The sequence below is a fragment of the Neisseria sp. P0008.S010 genome, from assembly GCF_051962715.1.
Classification (GTDB): domain Bacteria; phylum Pseudomonadota; class Gammaproteobacteria; order Burkholderiales; family Neisseriaceae; genus Neisseria; species Neisseria elongata.
This window is the reverse complement of sequence record NZ_JBQCVA010000010.1, coordinates 36083-57391: the sequence shown is the minus strand read 5'-3', so window position 1 is coordinate 57391 and position 21309 is coordinate 36083. Positions and strand designations below refer to the sequence as shown.

The following is a 21309-nucleotide window of genomic DNA, read 5'->3' as shown; positions in this document are numbered from 1 at the left end:
GTTGCTTCTTTGGATTAGGTTTTCGTATTTCATTTGGAAATTGTAAATCTTCAGGATACTTTCGCAAGAGGTCTATTGCCTCTTGCACCTTATTCACCTGAGCTCAATCCGATTGAGAAGGTGTGGACGAATATTAAGCGGTATCTGCGAACCGTATTGTCTGGTTACGCCCGATTTGACGATGCGCTGATGTCCTATTTTGATTTTAATTGACTATATTTCAGAAGCTTACTACTATATTGAGTGATTTTACTTTCTAAGCCCCTTTATAATTGAAATACCTCATTATTTAGTAAATCCTGCTGAAAACGGTATCATGCAATCGATAGAGGCGTAAATTTTGATTTTGACGATATGGGTGAATAGTCTGAAGGCTGTGGTGATTTCGGGGAAGTTTCAGTCGGCAGGCAGGGAAATAAAAACCGTACTTCGTGCCGATTGAGTTTACAACTTTATATGCATTAGATTTGCCATATGTATGCAATATGGCCTGCCACCCATGAAAATATGTTTATAGCAAAGGAGATGGTATGAAAACGGTTATTGTCGATTACGGTATGGGTAATCTGCGTTCGGTTTTGAACTCTGTACGTGAGGCGGAACGCCTTGCGGAAACGGGGACGGAGATTGTGTTGAGCGCCCGCCCGGAAGATGTGGCCGCCGCCGACAAAATCATTTTCCCCGGACAAGGCGCCATGCCCGACTGTATGGCCGCACTGCAACGCAGCGGATTGGGTGAAGCGGTTTCAGACGGCCTGAAAAACAAGCCGTTTTTCGGTATTTGCGTCGGGGCGCAACTTTTGTTCGAACGCAGTGAAGAAGGGGATACTGCGGGATTGGGTTGGTTTGCAGGGGAGGTCAAACGGTTCTCTGCGAATGTGCGCGACCGCGATGTAGGCCGTCTGAAAGTACCGCATATGGGTTGGAATACCGTGCATCAAACCAAACCGCATCCGCTGTTCCGCGATATTCCGCAAGATAGCCGTTTTTATTTCGTCCATAGTTATTACTTTGCACCGCAAGGTTCCGAAATCGTACTTGCTACCAGCGACTATCCTGATTCGTTTGCCTGCATTGTCGGCCGCGATAATGTTTTCGCGACTCAATTCCATACGGAAAAAAGTCACGATGCCGGCTTATTGCTTCTGCGTAATTTTCTACACTGGAATGGATAATTTGTGTAAAATGCGGTTTACATGAAAACACATGCCGTCTGAAAGCCTATCTGGCATTTTTCAGACGGCCTTTCCTGCCAATCCGAAAGAACCGCCATGCTGCTTATCCCTGCAATCGATTTAAAAGACGGCAACTGCGTACGTCTACGCCAAGGTCTGATGGAAGATGCCACCGTGTTCTCCGACCAACCGGCGGATATGGCCTCGCATTGGCGGCAGCAGGGCGCGAGGCGGCTGCATTTGGTTGATTTGAATGGTGCCTTTGCCGGCGAGCCAAAAAATTTCCCGGCCATCCGCGAGATACTGGCGGCGGTGGCGGTCGATATTCCTGTTCAACTGGGCGGAGGTATCCGTGATTTGGCGACCATCGAAAAATATCTGGCCTTAGGGCTGACAGACGTTATTATCGGTACGGCGGCAGTTAAAAATCCGGCTTTCGTGCGCGAGGCCTGCCGGGAGTTTGCCGGACATATTATCGTCGGTATCGATGCCAAAGACGGAATGGCGGCTATTGACGGCTGGGCAACGGTAACTGAACACCACGCGGCCGATTTGGGCAGACGCTTTGCCGATGACGGAGTAAACAGTATTATCTACACCGATATCGGCCGCGACGGCATGATGAGCGGGGTAAACATCGATGCAACGGTTAAGCTGGCTGAAGCAGTCGGCATTCCCGTTATTGCTTCCGGCGGTTTGACCGACTTGGACGACATACGCGCCCTGTGTGCCGCAGAGAAAGACGGTGTAACCGGCGCGATTACCGGTCGTGCGATTTACGAAGGCAGTATTGATTTTGCGCAAGCACAGCAATTGGCCGATTCCCTCGGCGAATAGATACTGTTTTTATATTTAAGATATTATGGGATAGAAGGGATAAAATAATGTTGGAAGCATTTGTTTTGGGATTTTGGATGATTTGGTCGGCTGAGCGCGATATTTATGCTTTGTCGGAAAGCTTGGGTTTTATCGTGATTGCCGTGATTATCCGTGGCTTTATGGCGATGACCCTGCCGGCAATGAATGGTGTTTGGGCGGCAGAGATTGCCGTGCAGTGGATTTATGTCGCTTTGGTACTGACTGCTGTTAACAGGCTTTCCAACAGCTTCGCCACCACTCTGTTTTTGGCTGCTGCAGGCAGTATGGGTTTTTATTGGTTGTCGCAACCGGAAAACATGAAATCGCTGCTTTCTCCTTTTATTTAGCCAAGACAGAACGGTTTGACCGCATTGAATTTTGACTGATGTTTTGTGCGATGGGATGTCGGCTCTCTAAGATAAAGCATGGTGGAGTCAGGATGCTTCGTGGTATAACCCCCCCCCCTAAGCGGCAAGCTCTTGGAGTAGGATAACCGTTACTTGTTTTTCCTACGGCGCAACAATTTCACACTGCCCTCCGAGAGGGCAGTTTGTTTATAGACAACAGGTAATCCGAATGGCTCTTTGCAAACGAATCATCCCTTGCTTGGATGTTAAAGACGGCCGCGTCGTCAAAGGCGTGAATTTTCTCGGACTTCGCGATGCGGGCAATCCCGTCGATGTTGCCAAACGTTACAATGACGAGGGAGCGGATGAACTGACTTTCCTCGATATTACCGCTTCTTCAGACAACCGCGATACCATTTTGCATGTTATCGAAGCAGTTGCATCCCAAGTTTTCATTCCATTAACAGTTGGCGGCGGCGTGCGTACTGTAGCCGATGTCCGCCGCCTGCTTAATGCCGGTGCGGACAAGGTCAGCATCAATACCGCCGCCGTTACCCATCCCGATTTGGTCAATGAAGCCGCCGGATTTTTTGGATCTCAGGCGATAGTCGTCGCTGTTGATGCCAAAGCCGTCAATCCCGAAAACACCTGCTGGGAAATTTTTACCCACGGCGGCCGTAACCCGACCGGTTTGGATGCGGTCGAATGGGCGCTTGAAATGCAGCGGCGCGGCGCGGGCGAAATCCTGCTCACCAGTATGGACAGGGACGGTACGAAGCAGGGTTTTAACCTGCCGCTGACCCGTGCCGTCAGCGAAGCGGTGGACATACCTGTTATTGCATCGGGCGGGGTGGGCTCTATACAGCATCTGATTGACGGCATTAAAGAAGGAAAAGCCGATGCCGTTTTGGCCGCCAGTATTTTCCATTTCGGCGAAATATCGATTGCAGAAGCAAAAGAAGCGATGAGTCGGGCCGGGATTGGAGTCAGGCCGTCTGAAAAATATATTTCAGACGGCCTGTAGCGGTTGCATTTGTTTTCGTGATGGTCATTGCGATAGAAACGTAGGCTGCTTTCAAAACCGGATGTCTCCGAGCGATACGGAGGCCGTCTGAAACATTTGCCGCTTCTTTTCAGCATTGCCGCACCTGGCGGAATTGAAAACCGGGTGCGGACGATGTGGAACTGAAGCGGCTTCCCACATTCGGCGCAGCTGGCGGCATGAGCAGCGCACACAGCATACGAAACCAAATACACGGTGATTGCGGATACGGGCACTTACAGCTGCGGAACGGGGCGGGGCTGTCCGTCCTTGTCGATGGCGACGTAAGTGAACAAGGCTTCGGTAACGAGGCGTTGTTCGTTCAGGCTGTCGAAGGAGGCAGAGTGAACCCAAACCTCAATGTGAATCTGCATCGAAGTGTTGCCGATTTTAATCAGTTCGCCGTAGCAGGCGACGACATCGCCGACGGAAACGGGGCGGTGGAAGACGATTTTATCGGCCGCTACGGTGGCTGCACGGCCGCAGGCGGTTTCGTAGGCAAGGATGCCGCCGGCAATATCCATTTGCGACATCAGCCAGCCGCCGAAAATATCGCCGTTGGGATTGGTATCGGCAGGCATGGCCATCGTGCGCAGCAGCAGGCGGCCTTGCGGTTCGGTGCGTTGTTCGGTGTTCATCGGTTTTCCTTTTTGTTTGGAATAGCAGCCGTTTGGTGCGGCAGGGTTCGGTTTGTTTTTTCGGGCAGCGAGGCGGCGCAGTTGCAGGCCGTGCGGAAGAGAATTGCCCGACAGCTCGAAACGCCGTGATTTTTGAGCCGGATTAGGGCAGCGGTCGCTTGGATTCAACCATCATCCTCATGCCCGATATTTGGGCCGTCTGAAATAACGGCTGCAACAAATAAAAACTTTTCAGACGGCCTGACGCCATATTTTACTCCGCAAGTGGGCAGCGGCAAAACAGGGATTCTTGATTTTCTGCTGCCAAACTCGTTTTCAGACGGCCTGTTCCGTTACAATACCGCTTTCTCATCTTCGGATTGCAGTCATGCCATCTTCCCATTTACCCCGAATCCTGATTGCCGGCGGCAGCGGCCAAGTCGGCTGCTGCCTGAAAGCGCAACTTCAAGGCTGTGCCGAATTTTCCGCGCCCGATTCCGCCGTGCTTGATATTTCCAACCGCGACAGCGTATGGCGGGCGGTGGAAGCTTTCCGCCCCGACTACATCATCAATGCCGCCGCCTATACGGCGGTCGATAAAGCCGAGGGCGATGCCGGACGGGCGTTTGCCGTTAATCGGGACGGTGCGCGCCATTTGGCCGAAGCCGCCGAAGCAGCCGGCGCGGCCATGCTGCATATTTCCACCGATTATGTGTTTGACGGTGCGGGCGGCGAGCCTTATGACGAAGCTGCCCCAACCGCGCCGCAAAACATATACGGTGCAAGCAAGTTGGCGGGAGAGCAGGCGGTGTTGGCCGCCTGTCGGCGCGCCGTGGTGATGCGGACTTCGTGGGTATTCGGCGCGCACGGGCAGAACTTCGTCAAAACCATGCTGCGGTTGGGGCGCGAACGCGACAGCTTGGGCATCGTGGCCGACCAATACGGTGCGCCGACCGCGGCCGCCGACATCGCCGCCGCACTGATTACCATCGTCCGCTGCCACACGCCCGAGCAGTTGGCGGAACGTGCGGGGATTTATCATTATTGCGGCAGCCCGTATGCAAGTTGGTTTGAGTTTGCCGAAACCATTTTTGCCGAAGCGGCGGCGCAGGGCGTGTTGGCGAAAATCCCTGCCGTGAAGCCGATTGCCACGGCGGATTATCCGACTCCGGCCAAGCGTCCGGCCGATTCGCGTTTGGACTGCGGCAAAATCCGCGCCGTGTTCGGCATCGGGCCGTGCGACTGGCATTCCGCCTTAAGCGATTTGCAGCCTTATCTTTAAAACAACGGCAGGCCGTCTGAAAGTGGTTTTTCAGACGGCCTTGTGATATAAGTCCGCTTTCTCCAACCGACAGGAAACAAAATGAGTTCACAAGATTTGAGCGGCAAAATCGCATTGGTAACCGGCGCATCGCGCGGCATAGGCGCGGCGATTGCCGACACATTGGCACAAGCGGGCGCAACCGTCATCGGCACGGCCACCAGCGACAGCGGTGCAGCCGCCATTGGCGAACGCCTGGCACAGTGGAACGGGCAGGGCAGGGCATTAAATGCCGCCGAAGCCGACGGCATCGAAAACCTGATTGCCGATATTGAAAAAGAATTCGGCAAACTCGACATTTTGGTGAACAACGCCGGCATCACCCGCGACAACCTGCTGATGCGGATGAAAGAAGAAGAGTGGGACGAAATCATGCAGGTAAACCTGAAATCCGTCTTCCGTGCCAGCAAGGCTGTATTGCGCGGTATGATGAAACAGCGTTCCGGCCGCATTATCAGCATCACGTCCGTGGTGGGCGCGATGGGCAACGCGGGGCAAGCCAACTACGCCGCCGCGAAAGCCGGCCTGATGGGTTTTGCCAAATCCATGGCGCGCGAAGTGGGCAGCCGCGGGATTACAGTGAACTGCATCGCCCCGGGCTTTATCGACACCGACATGACCCGCGCCCTGCCGGAAGAAGTCCGCAAAACCTTTGAAGCGCAAACCGCACTCGGCCGTTTTGGCGACGCACAAGACATTGCCGACGCAGTATTGTTCCTGGCTTCCGATCAAGCCAAATACATCACCGGCCAAACGCTGCACGTCAACGGCGGTATGCTGATGCCTTAACTTTTTTAAAATCAAAACGAACAGGCCGTCTGAAAAACACTTTCAGACGGCCTTTATTGCCATATATTTCCTGAGAAAGGCTGCTTTCAATACAAAACTTTACGCTAACTTATTAAATTTGAAATAAATCATCATGGATATCATGAAGCGGTCTGTTATACTGCCCTCACTTTCCACCCATCGAGAAAAAGGAGATGTTATGAGCAAATCTGATTACGAAGCCCGCAAAGCCGCCATGTTGGAAGACATCCGTGCCGTAATGGACGATGTTGAAGCCTTGTACAATAAAGGCGTCGAAGAAGGCAGCGAAGAGATTGAAGATTTGAAAACCCGCCTAAGTGACAAACTGGAAGCGGCGAAAGAAAAATTGAGCGCGTTTGAAAGCGACACTGCCGCAAGCCTGCGCCGGCATTCCGCCCGTGCGAAAAAGAAATTCCGTGAATTCGAGGATGAGGCAAGCGAGCAAATCAAACGCCGTGCCAAACAGGCCGATGAAGCAGTGCATGAAAAACCTTATTACGCCATGGGTTTCGCCGCACTGGCCGGATTGGTGGTCGGCGTATTGCTGAACCGCCGTTGATAACGGTTTGAATCAGGCCGTCTGAAAACGCCCGCATTATTCGGCGGCGGCTTTTTCAGACGGCCTCTCTGCATCAAGGAGGAAAAATGGGCATCAAACAAGAAATCGAACATACGAAAACACTGTTGAACCAAGGGGTTGACTTGCTTCTGTTGCGGCTTCAGGTCATCAATCTCGATTTGGCCGAGCAGGCGGAAAACGCCTTCCGTACCCTGTTGGCACTGCTTTTTTCCGCCGTTTTACTCTTCGTCGCCCTGTTTGCCGCCCTGTTCGGCCTCAACCGGCTGCTCGACGATGCCACCGCCGTGAAAGTATTTTTCATCGCCGCTGCCGTCTGCATCGTTGCCGTCATGCTGCTGCTTTGGCGGATATGGGCGGCCTGGCGCAGGCACAACGGCTTGTTTGCCGACAGCCTAAACGGCCTGCGGGACGACATTGCCTGCCTGCGCGGCCAACTGTCCGAAAGCGAGGCCGGTCATGAATAAGGAAAGAAAACAGGCGCGGGAACTGCTGGAATTAGAAATCAAGCTGGCACGGCTGAAAGTCACTGCCGCACAAATCCGGCAGAAAAAAACGCGGCAACAACGGAAAAAACAGCGGGTGGATTTCGTGCAACTGGCGGAAATCGCCGCTGCGGCCGCTTCTGAAGGTTGGGCGCAGAAAGCCGCCTTTTCCGCCGCGCGCGGCAAATCCCGTTGGGCTTTGATTGCCGCCTGGCTGGCTTGGCATTTTATGCGGCGTAAAGGATGAAAACGGCAGTAAAAAGCCATTTTGGGAACAGCTTAAAATTGTAGACAATTAGAATAATCTGCCTGATTGTAGACAATCAAAATTAATGTAGTGAAATGTAGCGAAAACTATTGGAATAATATTTTAAATCAGGCAAAATGCCGCCGTTGCCGCACGGCGGCATTTTCAATGTAAACGAACTCTGGAGAAAAAAGAATGACCACCCGTATCGAGCACGACTTATTGGGCGAACGCGAAATTCCAAATGATGCCTATTGGGGCATACACACCCTGCGCGCGGCAGAAAACTTCAAAATTTCCAAGCAAAAGATTTCCGATATTCCCGAATTCGTGCGCGGCATGGTAATGGTGAAAAAAGCCACCGCCCGCGCCAATGTCGAATTGGGCGTGCTTTCCGCCGAAGTTGCCGCCGCGATTGATGCCGCCTGCGACGAAGTGCTGGTGAAAGGCCGCTGCCTCGACCAATTCCCGTCGGACGTATTCCAAGGCGGAGCGGGTACATCGGTGAACATGAATACCAACGAAGTCGTGGCCAATCTGGCTTTGGAACACTTGGGCAAAGCCAAAGGCAGCTACGACATCATCGACCCTATGGATCATGTAAACGCCAGCCAGTCTACCAACGACGCTTACCCGACCGGCTTCCGTTTGGCCGTTTACAACAGCACGGTGGCCATGATGGCGCAAATGAACCGCCTGAAACAGGCCTTTGAAGCCAAAGCCGAAGAATTTAAAGACGTGTTGAAAATGGGGCGTACCCAGCTTCAAGATGCCGTGCCCATGTCGCTGGGACAAGAATTCAAAGCCTTTGCCGTCCTGCTGGAAGAAGAAAACTCCAATCTGCAACGCAATATCGATTTGCTGTTGGAAATCAACTTGGGCGCAACCGCCATCGGCACGGGCGTGAACACTCCCGAAGGCTATGCCCCGCTGGCAGTGAAAAAACTGTCTGAAATCAGCGGCCTGCCCTGCACGCTGTCGCCCAATCTGATTGAAGCCACCTCCGACTGCGGCGATTATGTCAGTGTCCATGCCGCGTTGAAACGCCTGGCCGTAAAACTTTCCAAAATCTGTAACGACTTGCGCCTGATGTCATCCGGCCCGCGTGCAGGCATCAAGGAAATCAACCTGCCCGAAATGCAGGCCGGCTCGTCCATCATGCCCGCCAAAGTCAATCCCGTGATTCCGGAAGTCGTGAATCAGGTGTGCTTCAAAGTGATCGGCAACGACACTGCCGTAACCTTTGCCGCCGAAGCCGGACAGTTGCAGCTCAATGTGATGGAACCTGTGATTGCGCAAGCAATTTTTGAAAGTATCTCGCTGCTGGGCAATGCCTGCGTGAATCTGGCCGACAAATGCGTGGACGGCATTACCGCCAACCGCGAAACCTGTGCCGCCTATGTGCTGAACTCCATCGGCATCGTCACCTACCTGAATCCGTTTATCGGCCACCACAATGGCGACAAGGTCGGCAAAATTTGTGCCCAAACCGGTAAAAACGTGCGCGAAGTGGTGTTGGAACTCGGTTTGCTGAGTGCGGAACAGCTTGACGATATTTTGTCGCCCGCCAATCTGATTAACCCGCAATATAAAGCGAAAAAAGTCGGTTAAGCTTCCAGGCATAGATAAAGGCCGTCTGAAAACCTGTTTCCGGGTTTCAGACGGCCTCTGTTTGTTGCAAAGCCGGTTGTTTTATACCGAGAACGAAGAGCCGCAGCCGCAGGTGGTTTCCGCGTTGGGGTTGCGGATGACGAATTGCGAGCCGTGCAGGCTTTCGGTGTAGTCGATTTCCGCGCCGACAAGGTATTGGTAACTCATGGGGTCGACCAGGAAGGTCAGGCCGTTTTTCAGGATTTCGAAATCGTCGTCGTTTTTGATTTCGTCGAAAGTGAAGCCGTATTGGAAGCCCGAACAGCCGCCGCCGTTCACGAAAACGCGCAGTTTCAGGTCGGGGTTGTTTTCTTCGGCAATCAGGTCGGCCACTTTGGTGCAGCAGCTGTCGGTGAAGATGATGGGTGATTCGTCTGACATGGTTCTTTCCTTGTGTGTCATGGTTTGCGCGGTATTTTCGCGCAATGCTCGAGGATAAGCAAGGTGGGGTGCAAGGTGTTGATTTCAAGCCGTGCGGCGTATGGTGTTAGTCGTGTTGCGAAATAGGTACAAGCTGTTCGCCCCAATGCAATTTCTGCCGCAGCGTTTTATAGTAGCGGTAGATGCCCGGGTGCAGTATCCGCAGGCTGTGGCGGTAGCGGCGGATACGCAGCATGTCGCCGCTTTGAATGTCGATGTAGGACTGCCCGTCGAAGTGGGCGCGCGCGTCGCCGGCTTTGGTAATCAGGATGTCGATTTCGCAGGTGTCGGGGACGGCAATGGGGCGGTTGGTCATGGATTGCGGGCAGATGGGGACGAGCGTGAAGGCGCGCAGGCTGGCTTGCAGTATCGGGCCGCCTGCCGCCAGCGCGTAAGCCGTCGAACCGGTGGGCGTGGAGACAATCAGGCCGTCCGAACGCTGGGTGTAAACGAATTCTTGGTTGATAAAGGTTTCGAATTCAATCATTTGGCCCGCGCCACCGCGCGAGATGACCACGTCGTTCAGTGCCAGCGAGTTTTTTACATGGGTGCCGTTGCGGATGAGGTCGGTTTCGAGCAGTATCCTTTCTTCCGCCTGGTGTTTGCCGGTCAGGATGCCGGCGATTTCTTTCAGCATTTCTTCGCGGGGGACTTGGGTCAGAAAGCCGAGGTGGCCTTGATTGATGCCTACGAGGGGGATGCGGTAGGGTGCGACTTTGCGGGCGGCGGAAAGGAAGGTGCCGTCGCCGCCCAAAACGATGACCAAGCCGCATTCGCGGCCGATGTTGTCTTTGTCGGTTAAGCGGCAGCGGGGGAGGTCGTCGGGATGGACTACGCCGCCTTCCACGCTTTCGCGGTCGATGAATACGTCGATTTTTTCCGCCAGCAGGAAGTCTATCAGTTCGTGCAGGCTGACTTCTATCCGGGGCGTTTGCGGGCGGGTAACGATGCCGATGCGTTTGAATTCGGTAATCATGGCGGATGGGCGTACGGTAAGGGTAACGGAACGGATTATGGCATGATTGCAGGCCGTCTGAAAGCGGCTGGCGCGGTGTTTTCAGACGGCCTTTTTTGTGTTTTTAAGGCCACAGCCATGCCCAGACGCGGCGGCCTTCGCTTTGCAGCATCAGCAATGTCCGGCAGGCGGCGGCGGTGTTCATGTATTCGATGCCTATGCCTTGCGCGGCCAGCGCGGCGTTGATTTTCGGATGGAGGAACTGTTGTGTTTTCCCCGTGCCGATTAAGATGATTTCGGGCGGGGCGTATTTTGAGAGGCCGTCTGAAAACGAATCGGCAGTCAAATCCTGCGGGCGTGCGGCGTTCGCGGGCAGACAGCGGCCTTCGATCAGGCAGACGGCTTCGGTGTGGGTTTCGCCGTTGATTTTCAGACGGCCGTCCGAACAGCCTTCGATATTCCATCCGTCTTGCGGCAGGTGTTCCTGAAACTGCATATTTTTCTTTCTGAATAAGGGTTTTTCGGGTAGGATTGCGCGTTTTTGACGGCAAGTTTAGCCATTCAGGGAACGCTTAACAAGGAGTGATGATGAAACCGGTCAATATCGGCATTTTGGGTTTGGGTACCGTGGGCAGGGGCACGGCGGAAGTGTTGCGCGCAAACGCGGCGGAAATCAGCCGCCGGCTGGGACGCGCGGTGAACGTGTTTATGGTGTCCACGCGCGACGAAGCCAAAGCCCGCGCCGCCTGCCCGCCCGAAACCCTGATTACCGCCGATCCGTTCGAAGTCGTGCGCCACCCGGAAGTGGACATCGTGGCCGAAGTGTTCGGCGGCACGGAAGCGGCCAAAGAGCTGGTGTTGGAAGCCATACGCCACGGCAAACACGTCGTTACCGCCAATAAAAAACTGCTGGCCGAGTACGGCAGCGAAGTTTTCGCGCTGGCGGAAGAAAAAAACGTGATGGTGCAGTTTGAAGCGGCGGTGGCGGGCGGCATCCCGATTATCAAAGCCCTGCGCGAAGGCTTGTCGGCCAACCGCATCCGTAGCATCGCCGGCATCATCAACGGCACCAGCAATTTCATCTTGAGCGAAATGCGCGAAAAAGGCAGCGCGTTTGCCGACGTATTGAAAGAAGCGCAGGCTTTGGGCTATGCCGAAGCCGACCCGACCTTCGATATCGAAGGCCACGACGCGGGGCATAAAATCACCATCATGAGCGCGCTGGCGTTCGGTACGCCGGTCAATTTCCAAGCCTGCTACCTCGAAGGCATCAGCGGGCTCGACAGCCGCGATATCAAATATGCCGAAGAACTCGGCTACCGCATCAAACTTCTGGGCATCACGCGCAAAACCGACAAAGGCATCGAATTGCGCGTCCATCCCACCCTGTTGCCCGAAAGCCGCCTGTTGGCCAATGTGAACGGCGTGATGAACGCCGTGCGCGTGAATGCCGACATGGTGGGCGAAACCCTGTATTACGGCGCGGGCGCGGGCGCGCTGCCGACCGCTTCCGCCGTGGTGGCCGACATCATCGACATCGCCCGCCTGCTCGGTGCGGATACGGGCAACCGCGTGCCGCATCTGGCCTTCCAGCCTTCGCAGGTTCAGGCGCAAACCATCCTGCCAATGGACGAAATTATCAGCAGCTACTACCTGCGCGTGCAGGCGCAGGACAAGCCGGGCGTACTCGGCCGCATCGCCAACCTGCTGGCGGATCAAAACGTTTCGATAGAGGCATTGATTCAAAAAGGCGTGGTGAACGGCGACACCGCCGAAATCGTCATCCTGACACATAGCACGGTCGAGAAACACGTCAAGGCTGCTATCGCCGGCATCGAAGGCATGGATACGGTAAACGGCAAAGTAACCATGATACGCATGGAGAGTTTAAATGACTGAACAGGCGCAAAGGCCGTCTGAAAACCCTTCAGACGAAGAGCAACGCCGTGAACAAACGCTCAAGTCCAAACGCAAAATCCGCACCATACGCATTTGGCTGTGGGTGATCGCCTCTCTATTCGCCGCCACCTTCTTTCTGTCGCAATGCGCCATGAGCAAACCGCGCGCCAAGGCCGCATTTGTCGAATCGTGCATCCAAAACGTGCCGTTCTCGCCCAAATGGCAGGGCGATTTGCAAACGCTGGGTTTGAAGGACGACAGCGGCAAGCTGGTGCAAAACTACTGCGTCTGCATGTGGGCGGAGCCGTTGGACAAACTCAGCCAAGAGCAGCTCGACGGCTTTGCCAAACTCGACAGTCAAAAACAGCTTGAGCTCTTGGGCGGTGCCGAAGCCTTCAATGCCCGCGACAAGCAGTGCATCGCCGGTTTGAAGGCCGCGCAGTAAGGCTTCCGGCCCGGTTGCCCGCATCTAAAAGGCCGTCTGAAAAATACCGCCGCGTATTTTCAGACGGCCTTTTAACATCCCCAAGCGCATGTTATAGTGGATTGGCTTTAAATCGGAATGAGGCGGCCAACGCCGCATCGGTTTGAAGTTTCCCGCCGTACGCGGCGCACATAAAAATCCCAACGACACCAAAGGAAGAAATCATGCAAACAATATCCCCGCTCCCCCGTCCCGAAATCGATGCCGACGGTCTGCTCGAATATTCCGTGGTTTATACCGACCGCTCGCTGAACCACATGTCGCAAAAATTTCAGACGGCCTTGCGTTACATCTCCGCCACCTTGAAAAAAGTTTACCGCGCACAGCATACCGCCGTCGTTCCCGGTACCGGGACGGCCGGCATGGAGGCGGTGGCGCGCCAGTTCGCACGCGGCAAAAAATGCCTGATTGTGCGCAACGGCTTTTTCAGCTACCGCTGGTCGCAAATCCTCGAACAGGGCGGCATCGCATCCGAAACCAAAGTGTTGGTCGCATGGCAGGAAGACCGCTTCCAAGCCCCGTTTTCGCCGGCACCGATAGAAGAAGTATGTGCCGAAATCGCCGCCTTCCGTCCCGACATCGTATTCGCCCCGCATGTCGAAACCGCCTCCGGCATCATGCTGCCCGACGGCTACATCGCCAAGCTGGCCGAAGCCGTCCACACCGTCGGCGGCCTGTTGGTGGTGGACTGCATCGCATCAGGCTGCATCTGGCTCGATATGGAAAAACTCGGCATCGACATCCTGCTTTCCGCACCGCAGAAAGGCTGGAGCGGAACGCCCTGCGGCGGCTTGGTCATGCTGAACGGAACGGCTTATCAAAAAGCGCAGGAAACCCAGTCCGACAGCTTCGCCCTCGACCTGAAAAAATGGCTGCAAATCATGGAGGCATTTGAAAACGGCGGCCATGCCTACCACGCCACGATGCCGACCGACGGCCTGCTGCGCCTGCACGACATGATGCGCGAAGCCGAAGGCATCGGTTTCGACAAATTGGCCGAAGCGCAGCGCGAATTGGGCGGCAAAATACGCGGCCTGTTGGCCGAACGGGGTTTCCCGAGTGTGGCGGCGGCAGGATTTGAAGCCCCCGGCGTCGTGGTTGCCTATACCGATAATCCCGAAATCCAAAGCGGCCGCGCCTTTATCCAGCACGGGATGCAGATTGCTTCCGGCGTGCCATTACAATGCGGCGAGCGTGCCGATTTCCAAACCTTCCGTTTGGGCCTGTTCGGTTTGGACAAGCTGCAAAACATCGAACGGACGGTGCAAAGTTTTGCCGAAGCATTGTCAAAAATAGAACGGTGATGGAAAGATCATCGCGATGCAGGGCGGCGCGGTATTCCGCCCTGTGCGGGAAACTGCCCAACGGGATATAACAGCGTTACAGTTTCCGGCCGGTTCCGCTAATAGGGAGGCCGTCTGAAAAAGCAAGTTGCAAACAGCGGGTTGCTTTTTCAGACGGCCTTTTCGTGTGATAAACGGTCGGGAAAACGGTTTCAGACGGCCTCAATCACATTTGCCGTTCGCGCCACATCAGGTAATCGCGCAGCGGGGGAACCGGCGGGTTCAGGCAGTGCGGGCAGATGCCTGTTACGTCTTCGTCTTCAAATTCTTCGATGTGCAGGGCGTTGGGGTCGAAACGCGCCTGCTGCATCACGGCCTGTGCCAGTGCCTGCTGCTGCACCACGTCGAATTCGAAGCGTTGCAGGATTTCTTCCAGCAGCTCGTTTTCCGGCCCGCTGAACGGTTGGCGGTGTGTTTCTATCATGCGGACGTAGTCGCCGTTGCTGATTTTTTGTTCGATAAGTGTAAGCATAACCGGACTTTTGAAAAAAGCCCGCATCATATCGCGAAACGGCATGGCGGGCTACGGGGCTTTACAGTTGCGGCAGTTTGGCGGCCAGGCGGCGGCTGTTTTCAATCAGACCGCAGTCTTCCTGTTGCAGGGGCAGCGCGCAATCCATCATCAAGAGGTTGTTCGGGCGGCGGGTGTGCAGGCTCATGCGGATTTTTGCCGGAGTAAAGGGCAGGTTGCGGGCGGCGGCAAAGGCGGCTGCGCGGCGGTTGGCGGTTTCCAGCATGAAGCGCAGGCTGATGTCGAGGTGGAAGACGCGCGCCTGCAAAACCAAAATCCGGGCGGCAAACCAGTCGGCCTCATCGGTAAACACGCTCGGGCTGGGACGGCTGAAATCGTGGCGCGAGGCGGCAATCATCAGGGCGGTGGTGCGGATTTGCGGCAGCATCGCCTCGGCGGCCAACGCGCCGAAATTTTCCGGCAGGCTGTCGTCGATTAAGTCGGGACGGTGGCCGTTGCCGTCTACAACCAGACAGCATCGGTTGAGTGTTTCGATATCGGCGTTGTGTTGCAAAGATTGTGCGTTTTGCATGGCAGGCTCCTGAATCTGTTTGGTTCCGCTGTTGCCGGTAAGCGGTGGTTTCGGCGGCCTGTATCGGGTAAGGGAAAAACAATAAAGCCGCCTGTTCGGTTTGGACGGGCGGCTTTTTCGCTGTTGCTCTATTTTACGCAGACGCAAAAAGATACCGCACCTTGGTGCGATACCAATAAAAATAAGCAACAGAGCGAATTTGCATGATGTTTCTCGTTAAAACGTTTAAAGAATGGGGCGGACTTTAAAACAGTTTGTTAGCCGTTGTCAATATCCTTTGTGTTAAAAAGCACCGAAATAATAGAAGATGTAGACGACAAGCAATATTAGCGGCAGAAAGAGGAGGGCGGTTTGCCGCCTGTATGCGAATTCGCCTTTCAAATGGTGGATAACCAGGGCGAACAGGACGTATTTGAACGGGAAGGCGCATTCGCAGGCCAAAGTGCGCGGCTGCGGCGAACGTGCGGATTGGCATTTGCGGCCGCGGCATTCGGTGTAACCCGGCGGCCATGTGTGGCTGGCATGGCACGAATGGATGGCGGGTGGTGTGTCTCCATCGGCGGGATACGGCAGCGTGTGGCTGCTGGCAGACGACGAAGTGCAAGTGCAGGCTGCTTTTGCAGCAATCTTGTCTGATATATTTGACATGAAAACGGCACAATGCCATACTTATGTCAGATATATCAGACATTTTTATTGAGGCTATGAACAGAGTTCGGCAGTTCCGCAAGCAGAAGCAGCTTTCGCAGCAGGCTTTGGCAGATTTGGTGGAAGTTTCGCGGCAGACGGTGAATATGATTGAAAATCAGGATTATAACCCGACCCTGTCTTTGTGTATCCGCTTGGCAAAAGCATTGGATACGGATTTGAATGCGCTGTTTTGGGAAGAGGAAGATGAACAAATTCAACCGTAAATTGTTGGACGGCATGATTGGCAAGCAGGACGAACGCGAGCGGCTGGAAACGTATGAGCGGATGGCGGTGTGCTATGCGTATTTGTATTGGGGTTCGCTGCTGGTGTGTTGGGTCAGTTGGCTGATTGGCTGGGAGACCGGCCAATATGCGCTTTTGCTTGCTCTTTTATTAGGCATTCCGATGCACGGTTGGGCGAAATTCAACGATATATCGGACGAGGTGATTCCGTATCCCCAAAAGATAACGCCTGAAACGGCCAAAGAGGTGTTGAGAAAAGCACGGAAGGCTGCATTGCTATTAGGCCTGATGGCTGCTGTGATGGCGTTTGTTGCCGGCAAACTCTATGCAAAGGATGTGCCGTTCCTTTTGATTCTGCCGTTTGCGGTATTGCTGTTTTTGGCCATTGCCGGCGGCACATACAGCAGCGCGTGCATACGGGTGAAAAAGACGTTGCGCGAACTGCGTGAAGACGAAGGGGAAGATTGATGTGCAGGCTGCTTTTTCATTGGCAGATTGAAGTATTCGGATAATGTATTGGGAGAAAAATGATGAATAAATTCAACCGTAAAATGGTGGATTCCATGCTTGGGCGGCAGGACGAGCGCGAACGGCTGGAAACGTATGAGCGGATGGCGGTGTGTTATGCGTATCTGTATTGGGGTTCGATACTGGTGGGGCTGGGCAGTTGGGTGATGGGCTGGAAAGGCGGAGAGGCGGCTTTTGGGTTGTGGTTTCTGTTGGGTTTGCCGTTATACGGTTGGGCGAAAGTCAGTTGGTCGGAATGCAACGATTTGTCGTCTACGGTCATTTCTCCATCCGAAAAAATCACGCCGGAAACGGCCAAAGGCATCTTGCGGAGAGCTTTGAAAAATTCTTTAATTTTTTCAGGCGGCTTCTGTGCCATGATTTTTGTAATAATAAAACGGAGAAGTCCCGAAGTCCCCAATCTGTTAATTTTGTTTTTTGTGGGATTGATATTTTTGTTTATGGTGGTCGGCTTTTATTGCAGCGCGGACATGAAGGTGAAAAAAACCTTGCGCGAGCCGCCGCGTGAAGATAAGGGCACAGAGGAGGATGAAGATTGATGAAACAGGTGCAGGCTGCTTTTCCAACCTAAGCAGGGCGGCGGCGAGCAAATCGGGCGTTTCCAAGCCGAACACAATGGCGTTGCCGCGTTCGCCGCGGTGATAACCTGCGGGAAAATAAGGAATGTAAGCGGCGCAGTTGAAATTCACGGTGAAATTGAAGCCGCACACGCTGTATACGTCAGCAGGGCGCGGATGTCGAATTGCGCGGCGTGAGTGGCGGCTAGCCCTTCGTCTTCGGTGATCACCAGCATCAGGCCGGAGAAGCCTTGCAGTTGCACGTTTTCCTGGAATTTAAACACGCGCGTGGGCAGGGCGGAGGCTTCCACTGTGCCACTTGCGCCGAAATACGGCACGCCGAGCAGTTGGTTAGCCGTTGTCAATATCCTTCGTGTTAAAAAGCACCGAAATAATAGAAGATGTAGATAACAAGCAATATCAGCGGCAGAAAGAGGAGGGCGGTTTGCCGCCTGTATGCGAATTCGCCCTTCAAATGGTGGGTAATCAGGGCGAACAGGACGTATTTGAACAGGAAGGCGCATTCGCAGGCCAATATGATGCCGTTGATTAAGAAGCGGGAGCTGCCGGGAGTGGCCGGAAAGAAATGGAAGTAAACGGCGGTGAAAAGCGGCAGAAGGCAGACCAGCAGCCAGCGGAAGGGAAGGGGGGATTTGGCGGTATCGGACATTTCGGATTTCGATAATGGGATGAGGTGTGTTTGGGGTGAGCCGTTTTTTTCAGACGGCCTCATCGGGTTTGGAGGCCGTCTGAAAGGTTTCGGGCGGATTTAACGGCCGTAAATTTGTGCCGCGGCCGCGCTGACGCCTTGCGACAGCGATTCCAGCATGGCTTCGTAACCGTCGCCGTGCTGCGGGGTTTCCGCGCGGAATCGGCGGCTGCCGGAGTCGGAACGGATGTAGCCTTCAACCAGCGTGCTGCCTAAGTAGCTGCCTTGGAAGGCTTCGAGGTAGATGGTTGCCGATTGTGCGGCTTTGCTTTGATGGGCGGGGACGAAATAGCGGCCGGTATCCATGCGATTGAATTCGTTGGCAAATCGCGCGGCGGCGGCCTGATCGAGCGGTTGCGCCCACAGGTGGTTGCGGGCGTAGTCGAGCCGGAAAGCGTCTGAGCGGTATGCCAGCCCGCCCCTGTTCAGCGGTTCGGCCGGAACGACGCGCAGGGCGGTTTCGGTTTTGCCGCGCGTGTGTTCGGGCATTTGGAAGGTGCTGTCGGGCAGGGTGAAATAGTTGGTTTGCGGTGTGGCGCAGGCGGCAAGCAGGAAGGCGGCCGCCAGCGGCAGAAGCAGTTTTTTCATCCGGATTTCCTTAATTTGTGTGCAATGCTGCGTGAAACGCTGGATTTGAAAAAGAAGGGCGGATTATAGCCGATTTGGCCGTTGCGGGCGGAATTGGGTCGTCCGAAGATGTTTTTTTGGTTTGTCGGGGGGCGTTTGCGACTGCTTTTTCAAGCAGGTTTTTGCGGTATTGAGAGTAAAAAGACGGAGAAGCCGGCGGCTGTCGGCAAATGTTAAGGCATTGGACGGCAGTATACAGTCCATTGGCTGTTTTTTAGGGTATGCCCATCGGTAATGATGGTTGAAAACCGGTGTTTCAGACGGCCTTTGGATGATTGCCGCTCAGGATTTGATCAGCTTGCGCAGTGAGGAATGATTATGTTTGATGTCGGCAATCAAATGGTCGTATTGGTGCATCCGCATGAGTGAGCGGGCGATCAGGTAAACAGCAAATACAATCAGGCCGATGTTGATCAGGCTGACTACGGCCAGCAGCAGCCAGACTTCGACCGGGCTGTACCATTTTGATGTGGCGATCAGTGCGCTGAAAATCGACAACGGGAGTGCCAGTACGGCGATTCCGGTCCGCATGACGGCAAGCGCGGTGCGTTTTTCGGCCAGCAGCAGTTGGACTTGGTTGATGCTGAGGATGTCGTCTTGTTGTTCGGAAACATCCATTTTATCCCCCGTTCTGTTTTCAGACGGCCTCACAGCAGGCCTCGTTCTGCGAGCGATACAGCCTGCCGCGCCGTAACGATGAAATGGTCGAGCAGCCGCACGTCCACCAGTTCCAGGGCTTGCTTCAGACGGCCTGTCCATTCGATGTCGGAAGGCGAAGGTTCGGCCGCGCCGCCGGGGTGGTTGTGCGCCACAATCAGCGAGTCGGCGTAATGGTCGAGTGCCAGTTTCACCACTTCGCGCACATACACGGTGTTTTCCGCCACTGTGCCGCGCGACAGTTCCACGCAGTTTATCAGGCGGTTTTGGCGGTTGAGCAGCAATACCAGCGAAACTTCCACCCGTTCGTGTCCCAGGTGCAGGCGCAGGAAGTCGGCGGCCGCCTTGGGGCTGTCGAACAGTGCGCCTTCCTGCAACTCTTCGGCCAGCACCCGCCGTCCGATTTCGCGCACCACGGCAAATTGGGTGAAACTGGCCTGCCCCATGCCTTTGTGCCGCACCAGTTCGCGCTCCGGCGCGTTCATCAGCCGTCCCAGGCTGCCGAATTCGTTTAAAAGGTAACGCGCCAAATCGACCGCGCTCATGCCTTTGATGCCGGTACGCAGCAGAATTGCCAGCAACTCTGCATCGCTCAAGGCCGCCGCGCCCAAGGCCGACAGCTTTTCGCGCGGCCGTTCGCCTTCCGGCCAGTGTTTGATGCTCATGCGTTTCCTTTTTGGTGTTTGGCGGTTTCAGACGGCCTTTTTCGTTTTAAGCCGTCAGTGATTCGAATACCGCGAAATAATCGGGGAAGGTTTTGCGGACGCATTGGGGATCGTTGATGGTAACGGGTACGCCCAGCAATGAAACCAGTGAGAAGCACATCGCCATGCGGTGGTCGTCGTAGGTGTCGATAACGGCGTTAGGCGTGAGTTGTGCCGGTGGGGTAATGTGTATGGCTTCGGCTTCTTCCCGCACGGCCGCGCCGACTTTCCTTAATTCGGCGGCCATGGCGGCAATGCGGTCGGTTTCTTTGACGCGCCACGAGCCGATGTTGCGCAGGGTGCAGGGCGCGCCAGCCGCCAGGGCGACGACGGCCAGCGTCATGGCGGCGTCGGGGATGTGGTTTGCGTCCAAATCGAAAGGCAGGACGGCTTGCCCTTCTGCGCGGGAAACTTCGATGAAGTCGTCGCCCCATGTTACCGATGCGCCGATTTTTTCCAGTTCGCGGGCAAAGGCGGCATCGCCCTGTATGGCGTTTTTCCCTAAGCCGGTAACGCGTATCGGTACGGCGGAAAGCAGTCCGGCGGCAAGGAAGTAGGATGCGCTGGACGCGTCGCCTTCGACATGGACCGTTTCGGGGGCGATGTAGCGGGCGGCGGGCAGCCGGAAACGCCGATAGCCGCCGTTTTCCACATTGACGCCGAATCGGCGCATCAGGTTGAGCGTGATGTCGATATAGGGTTTGGAAATCAGCTCGCCCTCCACCTGTATTTCAAATGCTTCGCCGGTCAGCGGCAAGGCCATCAGTAGCGCGGTCAGGAACTGGCTGGAAACGTTGCCTTTGACGGGTACGCTGCGGATGCCGTTGTCCTGCCGTTTGCCGATGTGTAGCGGCGGGTAGTTTTCGTTGCCGGTGTAGCGAATGTCCGCGCCGATGACGCGCAGGGCATTGACCAAATCGCCGATGGGGCGTTCGTGCATTCGCGTCACGCCGTGCAGGCGGTAATCGCCGCCCAATACGGCCAGTGCGGCGGCCAATGGACGGAAGGCGGTGCCGGCGTTGCCGAGGAATAAATCGGCTTCGCGCTGCGGGAAACGGCCGCCGCAGCCGTGTATCCGAATCAGGCCGTCTGAAAGCGGTTCGATGCCCACGCCCAAGGCAGTCAGGGCATCAAGCATACGGTCGGTGTCGTCCGATTGGAGCAGCGAGCGTATCGTGCAGCCGTTGTCGGACAAGGCGGCCAGCAGCAGGGTGCGGTTGCTGATGCTTTTCGAGCCGGGCAGGGCGATGGAGGAAGGTTTCAGACGGCGTGGTTCTAGGCGGATGGAGTCGGTCATGATTTTTATACTGGAAGATAGGGG

At 55.0% G+C, this 21309-nt stretch carries 29 protein-coding genes and 2 pseudogenes; 17 read left to right on the top strand and 14 right to left on the bottom strand.

The window, feature by feature from the left end:
* Positions 1–72: 72 nt before the first annotated feature.
* From ACTHSL_RS04495 to hisF, 5 genes and pseudogenes are all read left to right on the top strand, one after another.
* Positions 73–213 (top strand): annotated as a pseudogene (locus ACTHSL_RS04495) (IS630 family transposase); the annotation flags it as partial.
* Between the two features lie 317 nt (positions 214–530).
* Entirely contained in the window at positions 531–1175 is a 645-nt protein-coding gene (gene hisH, locus ACTHSL_RS04490; protein WP_440380495.1) for an imidazole glycerol phosphate synthase subunit HisH, read from the top strand.
* 96 nt (positions 1176–1271) lie between these two features.
* Positions 1272–2012: a 1-(5-phosphoribosyl)-5-[(5-phosphoribosylamino)methylideneamino]imidazole-4-carboxamide isomerase gene (gene hisA / locus ACTHSL_RS04485; protein WP_440380494.1), complete on the top strand. Its 741-nt coding sequence runs from the start codon at positions 1272–1274 to the stop codon at positions 2010–2012.
* Positions 2013–2059: 47 nt separating this feature from the next.
* Positions 2060–2380: a diguanylate cyclase gene (locus ACTHSL_RS04480; protein ID WP_204812907.1), complete on the top strand. Its 321-nt coding sequence runs from the start codon at positions 2060–2062 to the stop codon at positions 2378–2380.
* Between the two features lie 229 nt (positions 2381–2609).
* Positions 2610–3404: an imidazole glycerol phosphate synthase subunit HisF gene (hisF, locus tag ACTHSL_RS04475; protein ID WP_440380493.1), complete on the top strand. Its 795-nt coding sequence runs from the start codon at positions 2610–2612 to the stop codon at positions 3402–3404.
* Between the two features lie 254 nt (positions 3405–3658).
* On the opposite strand, the gene yciA is transcribed toward hisF, so the two are convergent.
* Positions 3659–4060 (bottom strand): acyl-CoA thioester hydrolase YciA, encoded by a 402-nt coding sequence (gene yciA / locus ACTHSL_RS04470; RefSeq protein ID WP_070455177.1) that lies wholly within the window; start codon positions 4058–4060, stop codon positions 3659–3661.
* A 367-nt stretch (positions 4061–4427) separates the two neighbouring features.
* Here yciA and rfbD point away from each other — a divergent pair, with 367 nt between their 5' ends.
* From rfbD to aspA, 6 genes are all read left to right on the top strand, one after another.
* Positions 4428–5321 carry a dTDP-4-dehydrorhamnose reductase gene (rfbD, locus tag ACTHSL_RS04465; RefSeq protein WP_440380492.1) on the top strand — a complete coding sequence of 298 codons (894 nt, stop codon included), beginning with the start codon at positions 4428–4430 and terminating at the stop codon, positions 5319–5321.
* An 81-nt stretch (positions 5322–5402) separates the two neighbouring features.
* Positions 5403–6149 carry a 3-oxoacyl-ACP reductase FabG gene (gene fabG, locus ACTHSL_RS04460; RefSeq protein ID WP_440380491.1) on the top strand — a complete coding sequence of 249 codons (747 nt, stop codon included), beginning with the start codon at positions 5403–5405 and terminating at the stop codon, positions 6147–6149.
* A gap of 199 nt (positions 6150–6348) precedes the next feature.
* On the top strand, positions 6349–6729 hold the full coding sequence (locus ACTHSL_RS04455; RefSeq protein ID WP_440380490.1) for a DUF883 family protein: 381 nt from the start codon (positions 6349–6351) through the stop codon (positions 6727–6729).
* A gap of 86 nt (positions 6730–6815) precedes the next feature.
* Positions 6816–7214, top strand: coding sequence for a phage holin family protein (locus ACTHSL_RS04450; protein WP_440380489.1), 399 nt, complete (start codon positions 6816–6818; stop codon positions 7212–7214).
* Positions 7207–7479 (top strand): hypothetical protein, encoded by a 273-nt coding sequence (locus tag ACTHSL_RS04445; RefSeq protein WP_440380488.1) that lies wholly within the window; start codon positions 7207–7209, stop codon positions 7477–7479. Before ACTHSL_RS04450 ends, ACTHSL_RS04445 begins: the two co-directional genes overlap by 8 nt.
* A 195-nt stretch (positions 7480–7674) precedes the next feature.
* Positions 7675–9090, top strand: a complete 1416-nt coding sequence (gene aspA, locus ACTHSL_RS04440; RefSeq protein ID WP_440380487.1) for an aspartate ammonia-lyase — start codon at positions 7675–7677, stop codon at positions 9088–9090.
* 81 nt (positions 9091–9171) lie between these two features.
* Here aspA and erpA read toward each other — a convergent pair whose 3' ends face one another.
* The 3 genes from erpA to ACTHSL_RS04425 form a co-directional block, all read right to left on the bottom strand.
* Positions 9172–9510, bottom strand: coding sequence for an iron-sulfur cluster insertion protein ErpA (erpA, locus tag ACTHSL_RS04435; protein ID WP_040666364.1), 339 nt, complete (start codon positions 9508–9510; stop codon positions 9172–9174).
* Positions 9511–9616: 106 nt separating this feature from the next.
* Positions 9617–10525, bottom strand: a complete 909-nt coding sequence (locus ACTHSL_RS04430) for an NAD(+)/NADH kinase (RefSeq protein ID WP_440380486.1) — start codon at positions 10523–10525, stop codon at positions 9617–9619.
* A gap of 103 nt (positions 10526–10628) precedes the next feature.
* Entirely contained in the window at positions 10629–11000 is a 372-nt protein-coding gene (locus ACTHSL_RS04425; protein ID WP_440380485.1) for an Mth938-like domain-containing protein, read from the bottom strand.
* A gap of 92 nt (positions 11001–11092) precedes the next feature.
* Between ACTHSL_RS04425 and ACTHSL_RS04420 the strand changes: the two genes are divergently transcribed.
* From ACTHSL_RS04420 to ACTHSL_RS04410, 3 genes are all read left to right on the top strand, one after another.
* Positions 11093–12403, top strand: a complete 1311-nt coding sequence (locus tag ACTHSL_RS04420) for a homoserine dehydrogenase (RefSeq protein WP_074897574.1) — start codon at positions 11093–11095, stop codon at positions 12401–12403.
* Positions 12396–12848 carry a hypothetical protein gene (locus tag ACTHSL_RS04415; RefSeq protein ID WP_049249321.1) on the top strand — a complete coding sequence of 151 codons (453 nt, stop codon included), beginning with the start codon at positions 12396–12398 and terminating at the stop codon, positions 12846–12848. The genes ACTHSL_RS04420 and ACTHSL_RS04415 overlap by 8 nt, the downstream gene beginning before the upstream one ends.
* Before the next feature lie 203 nt (positions 12849–13051).
* The gene (locus ACTHSL_RS04410; protein ID WP_440380484.1) at positions 13052–14191 is read left to right on the top strand and encodes an aminotransferase class V-fold PLP-dependent enzyme; all 1140 of its coding nucleotides are present in this window, start codon (positions 13052–13054) and stop codon (positions 14189–14191) included.
* Between the two features lie 205 nt (positions 14192–14396).
* Here ACTHSL_RS04410 and ACTHSL_RS04405 read toward each other — a convergent pair whose 3' ends face one another.
* From ACTHSL_RS04405 to ACTHSL_RS04395, 3 genes are all read right to left on the bottom strand, one after another.
* The gene (locus tag ACTHSL_RS04405; RefSeq protein WP_049249333.1) at positions 14397–14702 is read right to left on the bottom strand and encodes a hypothetical protein; all 306 of its coding nucleotides are present in this window, start codon (positions 14700–14702) and stop codon (positions 14397–14399) included.
* Positions 14703–14763: 61 nt separating this feature from the next.
* Positions 14764–15273, bottom strand: a complete 510-nt coding sequence (locus ACTHSL_RS04400; protein WP_440380483.1) for a hypothetical protein — start codon at positions 15271–15273, stop codon at positions 14764–14766.
* A 282-nt stretch (positions 15274–15555) separates the two neighbouring features.
* Positions 15556–15921, bottom strand: a complete 366-nt coding sequence (locus ACTHSL_RS04395) for a hypothetical protein (protein ID WP_440380482.1) — start codon at positions 15919–15921, stop codon at positions 15556–15558.
* A 23-nt stretch (positions 15922–15944) separates the two neighbouring features.
* On the opposite strand from ACTHSL_RS04395, the gene ACTHSL_RS04390 reads away from it, so the two are divergent.
* The 3 genes from ACTHSL_RS04390 to ACTHSL_RS04380 are packed head-to-tail and all read left to right on the top strand — an operon-like array spanning position 15945 to position 17273.
* A complete protein-coding gene (locus ACTHSL_RS04390) occupies positions 15945–16187 on the top strand; it encodes a helix-turn-helix transcriptional regulator (RefSeq protein WP_440380481.1) in 243 nt (80 codons plus the stop codon).
* The gene (locus ACTHSL_RS04385) at positions 16168–16674 is read left to right on the top strand and encodes a cytochrome B (protein WP_440380480.1); all 507 of its coding nucleotides are present in this window, start codon (positions 16168–16170) and stop codon (positions 16672–16674) included. The genes ACTHSL_RS04390 and ACTHSL_RS04385 overlap by 20 nt, the downstream gene beginning before the upstream one ends.
* A 59-nt stretch (positions 16675–16733) precedes the next feature.
* The gene (locus ACTHSL_RS04380) at positions 16734–17273 is read left to right on the top strand and encodes a cytochrome B (protein WP_440380479.1); all 540 of its coding nucleotides are present in this window, start codon (positions 16734–16736) and stop codon (positions 17271–17273) included.
* Between the two features lie 75 nt (positions 17274–17348).
* Here the strand turns inward: ACTHSL_RS04380 and ACTHSL_RS04375 are convergent.
* The 7 genes and pseudogenes from ACTHSL_RS04375 to aroA form a co-directional block, all read right to left on the bottom strand.
* Positions 17349–17423: pseudogene (locus ACTHSL_RS04375) on the bottom strand (hypothetical protein); the annotation flags it as partial.
* Positions 17420–17656 carry a DUF711 family protein gene (locus ACTHSL_RS04370; protein WP_440380478.1) on the bottom strand — a complete coding sequence of 79 codons (237 nt, stop codon included), beginning with the start codon at positions 17654–17656 and terminating at the stop codon, positions 17420–17422. The pseudogene ACTHSL_RS04375 and the gene ACTHSL_RS04370, both read right to left, overlap by 4 nt.
* 11 nt (positions 17657–17667) lie before the next feature.
* The gene (locus tag ACTHSL_RS04365; RefSeq protein ID WP_440380477.1) at positions 17668–17961 is read right to left on the bottom strand and encodes a hypothetical protein; all 294 of its coding nucleotides are present in this window, start codon (positions 17959–17961) and stop codon (positions 17668–17670) included.
* Between the two features lie 99 nt (positions 17962–18060).
* A complete protein-coding gene (locus ACTHSL_RS04360; protein WP_049248714.1) occupies positions 18061–18588 on the bottom strand; it encodes a PqiC family protein in 528 nt (175 codons plus the stop codon).
* 321 nt (positions 18589–18909) lie between these two features.
* On the bottom strand, positions 18910–19245 hold the full coding sequence (locus ACTHSL_RS04355) for a hypothetical protein (protein ID WP_440380476.1): 336 nt from the start codon (positions 19243–19245) through the stop codon (positions 18910–18912).
* 29 nt (positions 19246–19274) lie between these two features.
* Positions 19275–19949: a RadC family protein gene (gene radC / locus ACTHSL_RS04350; RefSeq protein WP_107970557.1), complete on the bottom strand. Its 675-nt coding sequence runs from the start codon at positions 19947–19949 to the stop codon at positions 19275–19277.
* Positions 19950–19995: 46 nt separating this feature from the next.
* Complete coding sequence (aroA, locus tag ACTHSL_RS04345) at positions 19996–21285, bottom strand: 3-phosphoshikimate 1-carboxyvinyltransferase (RefSeq protein WP_440380475.1); 1290 nt, start codon at positions 21283–21285, stop codon at positions 19996–19998.
* Positions 21286–21309 lie beyond the last annotated feature (24 nt).